We start from the raw sequence: 9967 nt of genomic DNA, 5'->3' as shown, positions 1-9967 counted from the left end.
GATTGTTAGTGGCCAATTAAAATGACCCACTACTGGCCATTTATTTTGACCCACCTCCGGGTGGCCGTCAGGCCACAGAACCAGCTACTGTCCCCCGCTTTTATCGATAGCCGGGGGCATGTCAGTGAAGGAGTGGGTTGTGATACACAAAATCAAGGCACTGCACGATAACGGCAAAGGGTTGTCGATCCGCGCCATCAGTCAGGAACTGGGGCTGTCCCGCAATACCGTCCGCAAGTATCTGCGGATGAATGAGAACGCGATTTCAGAACAGATTGAAGATCCCTCACGCACCAAGCGCCTCGATGATCACCGGGATTATCTGGTGCATTTGCTCAAGCAATTCCCCAAGCTCAGCGCCGTCAAGATTGCCCGTAAGCTTCAGGCAAAGGTCGGCGACTTACCGGCCTCAGACCGTTCCATTCGCCGTTATGTGCGAGTGCTCAAGGAGGAAGTGGCCTCGGCCCAGATGCGCTATTACGAGCCCATTCTGGAGGATGTGCCCGGTGTTCAGTGTCAGGTGGACCCCGGTGAGTTGCGCGGCGTGCTGATCGGTGGCGAAGAACGCACGCTGCATTTTGTGGTGTTCGTGCTGTCGTACTCGCGGTTGATGTACGTGGGCCTGGCCTTCCGCCCGCTGGATACCCAGACGTTTATCCAGCTCCATGACGAAGCCCTGCGGTACTTCGGTGGCCTGCCGGATGAGTGCGTTTACGATCAGACCAAGCTGGTGGTGATCAACGAACAGTACCGCGAACTGACGCTCAACCAACGGTTTCATGAGTATGCCACCACGGCTGGATTCCGGATCCATGCCTGCGAAGGCTATGACCCGGAGAGCAAGGGCAAGGTGGAAGCCGGTGTTAAGTACGTCAAGCAGGATTGCCTCTACGGTGAAGTCTTCCGGGATCAGGAACACGTGCGTCAGCACGTGCAGGACTGGGTTGAGAGCGTGGCCAATGTCCGCATCCACGGCACCACCGGCGAACCACCGCGGGAACGCTTCGAACGGGATGAGCGAGAACATCTGGAGGCCTACCTGTCACCGGCTTGCGTACAGCCTGTGGCCCGCGAGACACGGCAGGTGGACAAGACCGGCCTGATCGCCTGGAAGGCCAACAAGTACTCCGTGCCCATGGCCTGGCAGCAGGCCCGGGTGGGCGTTCTGGAGTCCGGCAGTCAACTCCATATCAGCGACCTGAACACGGGCGAAGTCATTGCCAGTCATGCGCTGTGCGCCGACAAGGGCAAGGTGATCAAGAACACCCATCACTACCGGGATCATGCCCAGCGCGTGAACAAGCTGGAAGCTGGCATCAACGCCCTGATCAGCGACGAGACCGGGCACCGGTTGTGTCAGCAGCTCAAGCGCTCCGAGCCCAAGATCTACAAGGATCAGTTGGTGGCTGCCCGTGACCTGCTCAAGCGCCATGCGCCGGTGGATCCAGAGTTGATCACAGCGCTGGCAGAACGCCCCGGCATGACGGCCACACGACTGCAAAACTACCTGGAAGCAGCCCAGGCGGCCGTTCTGCGGGAGCGACAGCCGGAATCGTTACCGGAACCCAAGCAGGCATTGGATCTGAGCGCCTACCAGCGTCTTGGCCGCTCCAGTGGCCAGGGGGTGACCCATGAGCCAGCTTGAACAGACTGTAGCCCGTTACCGCAGCCTGCGCCTGAGCGCAGCCGCCGATGAACTAATCAACCTGCTGGCCGAGGCAGAAGCCAACGAGATGTCCTATCTCAGCTTCGCGGATCGGCTTGCCGAACACGAACTGGTTCAACGGCAGGACAAGCGCATCCACCGGAATCGGAAGATGGCCGCGTTCCCCGCCGAGAAGCGCCTTGAGGGCTTCGACTACCGGCACCAGACCACCATTAATAAACGCCAGGTGAACGCCTTGCTGGACTTCCAGTTCCTCGACGAACGGAACAACCTGGTGTTCATTGGCCCGCCGGGTGTGGGCAAGACCCACCTGGCCATCGGTATTGGCCACAAGGCAGTGGAAGCTGGTTACCGGGTATTGTTCCGCAATGCCCTGGATCTGGTGGAAGAGCTGGAACTGGCCGAGATGAAGGGTGAGCTGAAAAAACGGGTCAGCGCCCTGGCCAAATACGACCTGCTGATCATTGATGAGCTGGGTTACCTGCCCATGACCCGGCAGGCCCGCTACAATCTGTTCCAGTTGATCAACAGCCTGTACGAATACCGGTCGATCATCTTGACCACCAACAAGGACTTCACCAGTTGGGGCGAGTTCTTCCACGACGACAACGTGGCGGTGCCGATCATTGACCGGGTCATCCACCATTCGCACATCTTTATGTTGGGAGGAGAAAGCTATCGACTGAAGCAAAAAGCCACAAGATAGACTATGAAAGGTGGGTCAATTTTATTGGCCAAAGGTGGGTCAAAATAAATGGCCATTGACAGGGATAAAGAAGCCCTACTCCAGCGAATCAAAATCACCGAGGACAATGCGGCCGCTGATGCACGGAAGAGTGAAAAACAGCTGGATTACTGGATTCTTGAAGTTGATAACGCGCGCACCCGAGCCAAGGCCCAGGCTGAGAAGGATGAGCACGTCATTAAACGGCTGGAGAATGAGCTGTTTATTGCCAGCAAAAAAGCCGATGCGATGAGCATGAAGATTTCCAAAACCGAAACCGCCTTGATCGCGGCGGAGGACACGATTGAATCACTTGAGCTTCGGGTTACCGAGCTTGTGGCTGAGCTCAATGAGACAAAGGATAGGAACGCTCAGGAGCTCAAGGACGCCGAATCCACGATACAGGGGCAACAGAAGATAATTCAGGATCTGACGATGAAGATCAACGCTCAGAAAGAAGATGAAGCTGACGGCTCAGCAACCTGATTTCCGCATGTCGTGGACTGTTCATTACGCTGATACTGTTTGAGTTTCGAGATTAGATGCTTGGCCAGGAAGTGTAGTAATTATCCCGTTCGTCAAGTTTAACGACGAGATTGAAAAACCACTTGGGCCCCTTCGCCGCTGAAGCCTTGATCTCTTCGTCGGTTGCTTCTACGCGGGGCCGACTGAGTAGCATACAAGCGTTAGACATACCGGTAGCTAATGCTATAAACGCGAGTGGTATTAGGCCGCCTATTGAGCTGTTGCTGCAAACACGACACACATTAGAGCCAGAAGGATATAGAGACCATTTTGCAGGCGTCGACTTTGTTCATGCCGAATCCGCTTGTTGACTGATTCATTATTCATAAATGACCTCTTTTTTCGATGAACTATTACTCAAGCATCTCTCGCCGCACTAGAATTGCAACCCGGCGTTTTCCCATGTGGTTCTCAAAGCCACCGTAACGGTGCTGGCGCTTTGGTTTTCTGGTCAGTAGTGCGAATCAGAGTTTCAAGGTCGGAACCACCAATCTCGTTTGCACATTCATAAACTGACACCAATTTTTCCGGCCGAGAGTCGGCGTCAACGGGCCCACCTTTCATGCAGGCTTCGATGAATTGCTCAGCAATTTTGCTGTTGCCTTCATCCCCAATTGCCCAACCACCAAGCGCTGAAAGGCGTTGTTGTTCTGTATCGGCCATGACGACATAAAACTGATATCCAACCAGGACGACAAAAAGAGAGGCTGCCACAAGTGTTCCTTTCACGATCTTGTTTATCATCACTACAATTTCCGTTTTCCCGGTTTCCCACGTTGTTACTTGCCAGCTTTAGAGCGGATGATTCCGGCCCACCGCTTCAGAATATCCCGGCGCAACACCGGCTCGACTCGTGCCAGATAGACCCCCATATCCAGGAACTCACCTTCCGGAACCGTCACTGCCGGCGCTCCGGGGAATTCCGCCACAAAGTGCCGGAAGGCTTCTTCAAACGCTTCCGTTTCCTTGCCCACTCGCACGAACGATAGATCGTCGAGGTCAGCAGCTTGTTCAATGCAATCCGCATAGCGCTCCATGAACGGATTAGGGCAATTGCTACCGCGCATCAGCCCTACCAATCGGGAGGCAATTTGTTCGCCAGATAGCTCGCAAGAAGGTTTCATAGTCGATTTCCAATGTTAAAAGTCGTCTTCACGTAGTGCTTTCATTGCAGCCTCAACGTGTTCTTTGTCGCAGTCTTCTGCGACTGAAAGCAATAAGTCGAATCCGCCAGCCTGGTTAACTATGTCCTCATATTCTGTAGACCTGTAGTCAAGCCTTGAAAGGGCGAACAGGATACCTCGAAGAAATTCGACCGATTCACCGTTGTCATCGAGGGCTTTGGTGTTCAGAGTTGCCATGGCCGTTTTCCAATCATGAGTCCTTGTTTGGGAGCCCGTTGATCGCATCCAGGTCCTTGCGAGTTGGCCGGTTTGCAACCCGGCTCATCTGGCGCTCACTAACGCCCCAGCGCTCCCCCATGTCTACCAGTCGCCAGCCCTTGGCTCGGTGGTTTTGGAGGTGAGCGCGTGTCTTGTGCGTCGAGCTTCGGCGCCGGCTGCAGTGGGGTCGGCACTATGTCCCTATGCCTCAGTCGGGCCTGGCCCTTCCTCGGCCAGATCCGGTTCGCTTTGGCGCTCACCGGCCTTCTCAGTGGGCTTGTCGTTGCTGCCTAGTGTGTCGACGGATTGCCATCATTTGTTTGTCCGACATCAAGATGAAGCCTCTAACAAGGCAAGAGCCATGACGGTGATTGTGACAAACAACCATAGCGGTAACGTCAGCACAAAAATATCAATGAGCGAAATAGTTCCCAAGATGAGTGCCCCCTGGGTCATCTTCTTAATCATCGCCTATCCTCTTCTATCAAGAAGCTCGATATCGTGTTTTTGTTCCATCGTTCGTTTTCCCATTAACATTCGCCTCTTAGTAGGCCGCCATTTGATACCGTTGATCCGCCGTCGCCCCCGTCAAAGTTTCCCTCAATCTCGGCGACAACAAGTTTCCCAGGGCCACCGTCATCAAAGCGAAGAGATCCAGTCCCAGTGCCACCAAATATTTGAAGGCCCAGGGCCTCAGCTTTTTTGGCATATCGACTCAAGCCTGTGGCTATCCGCTTAACCTCTTCAGGGTCTAGCCCAGCCGCCTCACATTCGTCCTCATTCACATACATGGCCGGATTCCCATCAGTTAATTTGAGCGGCCAAGGTATCCAGCTCTTCCAGAGTGGAGGCTACCCGGCATCGCTCCTTCTCTAGCAAAAGTTTCAAATGACTTGCTGCGCCATCAACTTGAGATTGCAATTTCTCAGGTTCAATGTCCGCAGTCACACTGAATACAAATACCCAACTCGGATCGTTGCGCGGTTTGCCGTCCACATCAGGGCCAGGGATCGGTACTGGTGGCTTAAACGACCAAACAATATTCCACTTGGCTGGCCTGTATAGATCTTTGTCTAGCTCAAGCATCCCGATCCCGACCTGTGTGTGTTCGATGGTATTTTTCGCCAGACAGCAAAGTTCACGGCTCTGCTTTCTTTCGGTTTGAAACGCTTCAACAAGGTCGTCACTCAGTCGCCAACCCTCTCCGCCCCTTGGGCCTGGGGCGGGCAGAATCCACTTATGTTCCGATAGCTTTAGCCACCCCAGAAAATCGTTCTTGGGCCAGGGCTCTTGTCCACCTGCATTGCGGTACTGTCCTTCGAATCGCCGCCACAAATCTTGACGGGTGAAGCGTTCAGTACCGAACCACCCCCAATATTCACGCATAACGTTAGTGAGTCTCTTCCGCATTAGGCCTCACCGCATTCCCTTCCTCATTTTCAGCCCAACCAGCTAGGGCGGGGTTCCGTTTCATTGGCGTCGATAGGCCTATGGCCGGATCGCCATGCCAACCGATGAATGTCGAGGATAGATTGTGCCACCTTCGCGCTATCCACCGCATCGAGCCTAACGGTCGCTGTTACAGTGCTTGGCCCATCCATATTCGATCCAAGGGGAGCGAGCTTGAGGGTTATGTATGCGTCTCGGTAACCTGGAGCATCCCCATACGTAACGAACTTTGCCTCAAGATCTACTGGCCCGCCGTCTGCTGCGAAATCAACAAATCTCTGGTCAGCCTCTTGTTTCTTTACCTGGCGCCGGGTCTGCTCCACATCGTCCAGCTGGGCAGCAACACGCTTAGATGCCGTAGGTATCAGCGCAGACCAGGCCGGACCTACCCGGTCCAACGCCTCGGCGATTGTCATTCCGCGATCAGCCAGAGCGGCATGGTCATTGAGTATCAACGCCGCAGCGAGCGCTTCCCCGGTAGAGAGTGTTCCATAACCGTTTCGAGCCGCAGCCAAAGCGCTCGAAACCATGTGGGTTAAATGATCCATGCCGGTTTCCAATCAGTCAACTTGTTGCCAGGCTCGAAACTGCTCATCCCATTCGCCTTCCGGCATCTCCAGTGGATATGCATCCGGGTTCTTCTGGTGGTGCTCATGCCACCAGTTGATGAATCTTTCGGCCTCAGAGAGAAGGTCTTGTCTGTATTGTTCAAGGTTCATATCACGGCACTCGGTTTCCCATGGTTTTAGTCCTATCTTTGGCTGTTTTTCGGCTTCTGAAAAGCGAAGGGCAAACAACTAGCGGCAATCAAGAGAACTCCTATACCCACCAGCAATTGACTGAATGTGTATCTGACGCCGAAGAAGGTGACAGCAACCGCACATACAGCGAACAGGATCACCGGAATCAGAAAAGCCAAACGGGCGGCGAAAGTATTCAGCGGTCCGTCAGCCAATAGGCTCTCTACCTGGCGCTTCTTCAAAAAATAGTCGCTCATACATTAATTCTCCCAATTTAACTCAGCGTCGAATTCCTATCTATTTAGTTTCGCTACTTTCCGGTGACGCGACGTCACCCCTCGTAAAGAGGCCGGTCTTCCACACGATGAAAACCACTGCTGAAGCGTTAGTTGATAGTCCAAGCAGGAACATCAATGACCTTTGAGCAACATCCAGACCCCCTTCGAAATACCAGATGGCTGCCCCCATCAGAAGGGTGCCTACAGCCCCCACAAAGCACACAAGCAGCATCTCAATTTTTGTCACTTCGGCATCTCTCCCGCATTCCCATCTGGTTCTTCGTAATCTTCACGTATTTTGCGTTACCCGTTCCCAGTAGCGGTTAGGCCGCAAAAAGCGTCCGGTTTTATCCCTGCCAGGCTGTGAAAACAAAATCGTAAGGTCTCCGCCGCCAGCACAAGGGCCTATCGAGCCCCGAAAGGCATGACGGCAATTTTCCCCGCCCGGACAACCACCTTTAATGCGCCAATACCCTGGTGTGCCTGTAGGCTCCAAATCAGACTCAGTTAAGCCCGGATGGTTGAACTTCAAAAACCGCTCAAGCGGCGATTGTTCGCTCGTATCCTCAGTTTTCGTCATCGGCACGCGCTCTCTGGTCGTTCTCCAATGTTCGCTTAGCCGCCCCATTAGTTGCCGCAATCCGAACATAGCTTTACTTCCTGGTCACCCTTCGTAAACGTGTGGCGGTTAGAGCCCCTGCACAATGGACAGGTCTCCAAAACCTGGCACCCCGAGCGATTCAGCCTGGCGTTATATCCGTTTGCTCGCATGGCCATCAGAAATGGGGTTCGCTTCATATCAGTTACAGCATCTGTGCGATCAAAGGCCGGGATGCCGGCAGCCTTTTCCTGCGCGATCTTGTCCGAAAGCTGTTGTCGGGCAACCTGGATGTCTTCAGTTGTTGGCGCTACATTCATCATGATTCGTTTTCCAATCAGTGTTTATTAATCTTCAGCGTCCAATCCCGACAACCTTCCTCTTCGACAAGCCGAACCTCACTGTATTTCCTCAAGGCCTGAACAATGGAAGATTTTGTTGCCGGCACCCACTCAGCGTCATCTGCGAACTCGTCATGGGGAACGATATATGATCCAGAGCTGTTTGCCCGCTCGGCCACGGCTTTCTGTGTTCGGAAAACGTCTACTTGGTACCCGTCGTCAACAGTGGTGTAGATAGTCATTGGCTGCTACTCCGTTTTCCCATTTACCGCCCAATTTGGATTTGGCCATCTGCGTAGAGTCGGTACCATGACCAGGCACAGGTTCCGATAAATACAAACACGCCAGCTTCCGCAAACCATTGCCCCCAACCACCTGGCTCGACCAGCCTGGATAAAACGGCGAACAGGGGGAGCCCGAAAATACTCAAGGCGAACATCAACTCCAGCCTTTGGATAGTGTGTTTGTCCAGCCTACCTTTATGCTCTGACATGTCGCTGCCTCGAATTCCAATCTATTCTTGACCCTTTTTAAGGCGGTGCTTTCGGTAAGCATTAACAAAATGGAACGAAACCACGGTGAGGACTAAAATGGGGCCTCCTATCAGACCAAACCCTATGTGGTTCATTGCTCGATCCCAGCGCTCTCCCGGCTCATAAAATTGGTACGAAAAACCGGCCGTGAACCCTCCGACAACAACCACTGCCAGAATCACAACGGCAATTGTTCTCCAGAGTACAACTGAATTTTCTTTGTCCATGTTTCCCCCATATTCTCAGTTTTAAGCCTGGTTTTAGGCTCTCAAGAAATACTTACCTGGAGACGTGCCCGAATTCCCATATCAGTTCAGGCGCAAATTAAAGCTGCTCAAGTGCTGCTCTTTGTCGTGAAATCGCGATGCTGAGTGCTGCCGTGGCGAAACCGCATAGAGATCCAGCCAGGGCGAGTGCAATGGAAACTTCATGCCCTCGACCTGAGAGATGGATGGCTACTGCGGCGATGATTAACAGCACGCCGATGAGCAACATTCCCGTGCGAACAGCCTTTAAATGTTTCATTCGTTCACGCTCCCGGATTCCAATCAGATGTAGAGTTGTGTTTTTACCTGTTTACCTGGATTAGAGTGCAGGAACTCAGTGATTGCGGCCCCCATCTCGACAGGATCGTCAAACCGTCGCCCCATCGACTCATCCTCAAAAAAACAGATATACATAGCTACTCCATTCTCGAATCATTCTTCGTGCTCAGGGTATTCATCATAGAAAGCCGCTTCAGGCGACTTCCCGGCTTCAAAGTCTTCGGACCATGCGTCCTGATCCGATACATTTTCTCCATGGAGACTTGCCAGATCCTGGAGAATGGCATACCAGCTTTCAAAATCTTCCATTTCAACCTCTCTTGTTCGTTTTCCAATATGGGTTAGCGGGTGTAGCGGCCTTCGTCACACTTGATTTGTTCCGCCACATACCGCTCACAACTGTTGCCCACGGTTGCATGGCAAAGTTTATCGACCACTACGACAGACACAAAGGTTTTGCCATCCTCGACAGATATGGCTTTGGTATAAGACAACGCTTCTGACGCCACCTTTCTTCCAAATTCAGCCACCTCGCAGTACAGCTAGTTCGTTTCAAAGCTGCGGAGCCGTGCCTGATCTATCACTGCCGGGCCCTTCCCCGTGCCCGCAACATCCCACTGAATCGGATCGTCAAAACTTCTAACGCCTTTAAGCCACAAGCATTCATCAACCCACTCTGGCACATCGATGCCACCATCATCCTGATTAATTGGAGGTATCAGCGTCACTTCTTTCAGGGCATTCAACTTGTCGATAGGCAGGTCGTACTGACACGACAATGGCCCACCAGGAGCAATATCGAATCGCAATACCAGGTGCGTCGTATCATGGGGTATGGCTTCTACCTTTGAACACACAGAAACCCGAAAACTGTACCCTTTTAGCCATTCCCGCATACACTCCGCACCGGCTTCGTTGCTATCCAGATAGGTCAACTTTGCGTCAGCATCCTCGATGACAGGAAGGCAGCAAAATAACAACAGCCCTGATCCAGGGCCTCCACCCAAGATGTTAAGGGCGCAACCCAGCGTTTCTTTCATATGGATCAGCCTGTCACGCAGATTTCCGATAACCAAACCATCCAGTGCCTGGAAACGCAGATTCCGGCCCTTATCCGTGCGGATGTCTAAGCTCCGTTGTTCTGGCACGACATTCTGGCGCTTCTTCAAAAAATAGTCGCTCATAC

17 protein-coding genes are annotated in these 9967 nt (G+C 53.0%); 3 read left to right on the top strand and 14 right to left on the bottom strand.

Translation table 11 applies throughout. The annotated features are described in order from the left end of the window. Positions 1-139 precede the first annotated feature (139 nt). From istA to AQ621_RS00820, 3 genes are read left to right on the top strand one after another with little or no spacing between them, the layout of a single operon-like run. Positions 140-1645, top strand: a complete 1506-nt coding sequence (gene istA, locus AQ621_RS00830; protein ID WP_082640780.1) for an IS21 family transposase — start codon at positions 140-142, stop codon at positions 1643-1645. Continuing rightward, a complete protein-coding gene (gene istB, locus AQ621_RS00825; RefSeq protein WP_053112996.1) occupies positions 1632-2372 on the top strand; it encodes an IS21-like element helper ATPase IstB in 741 nt (246 codons plus the stop codon). Before istA ends, istB begins: the two co-directional genes overlap by 14 nt. 48 nt (positions 2373-2420) lie before the next feature. Then, positions 2421-2876 carry a hypothetical protein gene (locus tag AQ621_RS00820; RefSeq protein ID WP_058339880.1) on the top strand — a complete coding sequence of 152 codons (456 nt, stop codon included), beginning with the start codon at positions 2421-2423 and terminating at the stop codon, positions 2874-2876. A 450-nt stretch (positions 2877-3326) separates the two neighbouring features. Here AQ621_RS00820 and AQ621_RS00815 read toward each other — a convergent pair whose 3' ends face one another. The 14 genes from AQ621_RS00815 to AQ621_RS00755 all read right to left on the bottom strand — a co-directional run bounded on the left by AQ621_RS00815 (position 3327) and on the right by AQ621_RS00755 (position 9965). Further along, the gene (locus tag AQ621_RS00815) at positions 3327-3659 is read right to left on the bottom strand and encodes a hypothetical protein (protein WP_058339879.1); all 333 of its coding nucleotides are present in this window, start codon (positions 3657-3659) and stop codon (positions 3327-3329) included. Between the two features lie 35 nt (positions 3660-3694). Further along, complete coding sequence (locus tag AQ621_RS00810) at positions 3695-4039, bottom strand: hypothetical protein (RefSeq protein WP_145840226.1); 345 nt, start codon at positions 4037-4039, stop codon at positions 3695-3697. Between the two features lie 15 nt (positions 4040-4054). Next, the gene (locus AQ621_RS00805; RefSeq protein ID WP_058339877.1) at positions 4055-4276 is read right to left on the bottom strand and encodes a hypothetical protein; all 222 of its coding nucleotides are present in this window, start codon (positions 4274-4276) and stop codon (positions 4055-4057) included. A 351-nt stretch (positions 4277-4627) separates the two neighbouring features. Then, positions 4628-4765 (bottom strand): hypothetical protein, encoded by a 138-nt coding sequence (locus AQ621_RS17610; protein WP_158499518.1) that lies wholly within the window; start codon positions 4763-4765, stop codon positions 4628-4630. A gap of 336 nt (positions 4766-5101) precedes the next feature. After that, on the bottom strand, positions 5102-5683 hold the full coding sequence (locus tag AQ621_RS00800) for a hypothetical protein (RefSeq protein ID WP_145840225.1): 582 nt from the start codon (positions 5681-5683) through the stop codon (positions 5102-5104). A gap of 53 nt (positions 5684-5736) precedes the next feature. Then, positions 5737-6294 (bottom strand): hypothetical protein, encoded by a 558-nt coding sequence (locus tag AQ621_RS00795; RefSeq protein WP_145840224.1) that lies wholly within the window; start codon positions 6292-6294, stop codon positions 5737-5739. A 12-nt stretch (positions 6295-6306) separates the two neighbouring features. Next, entirely contained in the window at positions 6307-6465 is a 159-nt protein-coding gene (locus AQ621_RS17605) for a hypothetical protein (RefSeq protein ID WP_153637270.1), read from the bottom strand. Between the two features lie 32 nt (positions 6466-6497). Then, positions 6498-6743 (bottom strand): hypothetical protein, encoded by a 246-nt coding sequence (locus AQ621_RS00785; protein WP_058339873.1) that lies wholly within the window; start codon positions 6741-6743, stop codon positions 6498-6500. Between the two features lie 648 nt (positions 6744-7391). Next, positions 7392-7685: a hypothetical protein gene (locus tag AQ621_RS17600; RefSeq protein WP_058339871.1), complete on the bottom strand. Its 294-nt coding sequence runs from the start codon at positions 7683-7685 to the stop codon at positions 7392-7394. 14 nt (positions 7686-7699) lie between these two features. After that, positions 7700-7945 (bottom strand): hypothetical protein, encoded by a 246-nt coding sequence (locus AQ621_RS00770; RefSeq protein ID WP_058339870.1) that lies wholly within the window; start codon positions 7943-7945, stop codon positions 7700-7702. A 615-nt stretch (positions 7946-8560) separates the two neighbouring features. Then, entirely contained in the window at positions 8561-8761 is a 201-nt protein-coding gene (locus AQ621_RS17505) for a hypothetical protein (RefSeq protein ID WP_145840223.1), read from the bottom strand. Positions 8762-8934: 173 nt separating this feature from the next. Continuing rightward, complete coding sequence (locus tag AQ621_RS17595) at positions 8935-9090, bottom strand: hypothetical protein (RefSeq protein ID WP_158499517.1); 156 nt, start codon at positions 9088-9090, stop codon at positions 8935-8937. 32 nt (positions 9091-9122) lie between these two features. Beyond that, entirely contained in the window at positions 9123-9290 is a 168-nt protein-coding gene (locus AQ621_RS17590) for a hypothetical protein (protein WP_158499516.1), read from the bottom strand. 33 nt (positions 9291-9323) lie between these two features. Then, complete coding sequence (locus AQ621_RS00755) at positions 9324-9965, bottom strand: hypothetical protein (protein WP_058339867.1); 642 nt, start codon at positions 9963-9965, stop codon at positions 9324-9326. Positions 9966-9967 lie beyond the last annotated feature (2 nt).

The organism is Marinobacter sp. P4B1 (assembly GCF_001447135.1).
In the GTDB taxonomy this organism is placed as follows: Bacteria; Pseudomonadota; Gammaproteobacteria; order Pseudomonadales; family Oleiphilaceae; genus Marinobacter; species Marinobacter vinifirmus.
Note: the sequence above shows the minus strand (reverse complement) of the source record. Positions and strands in the feature narration are given on the sequence as shown.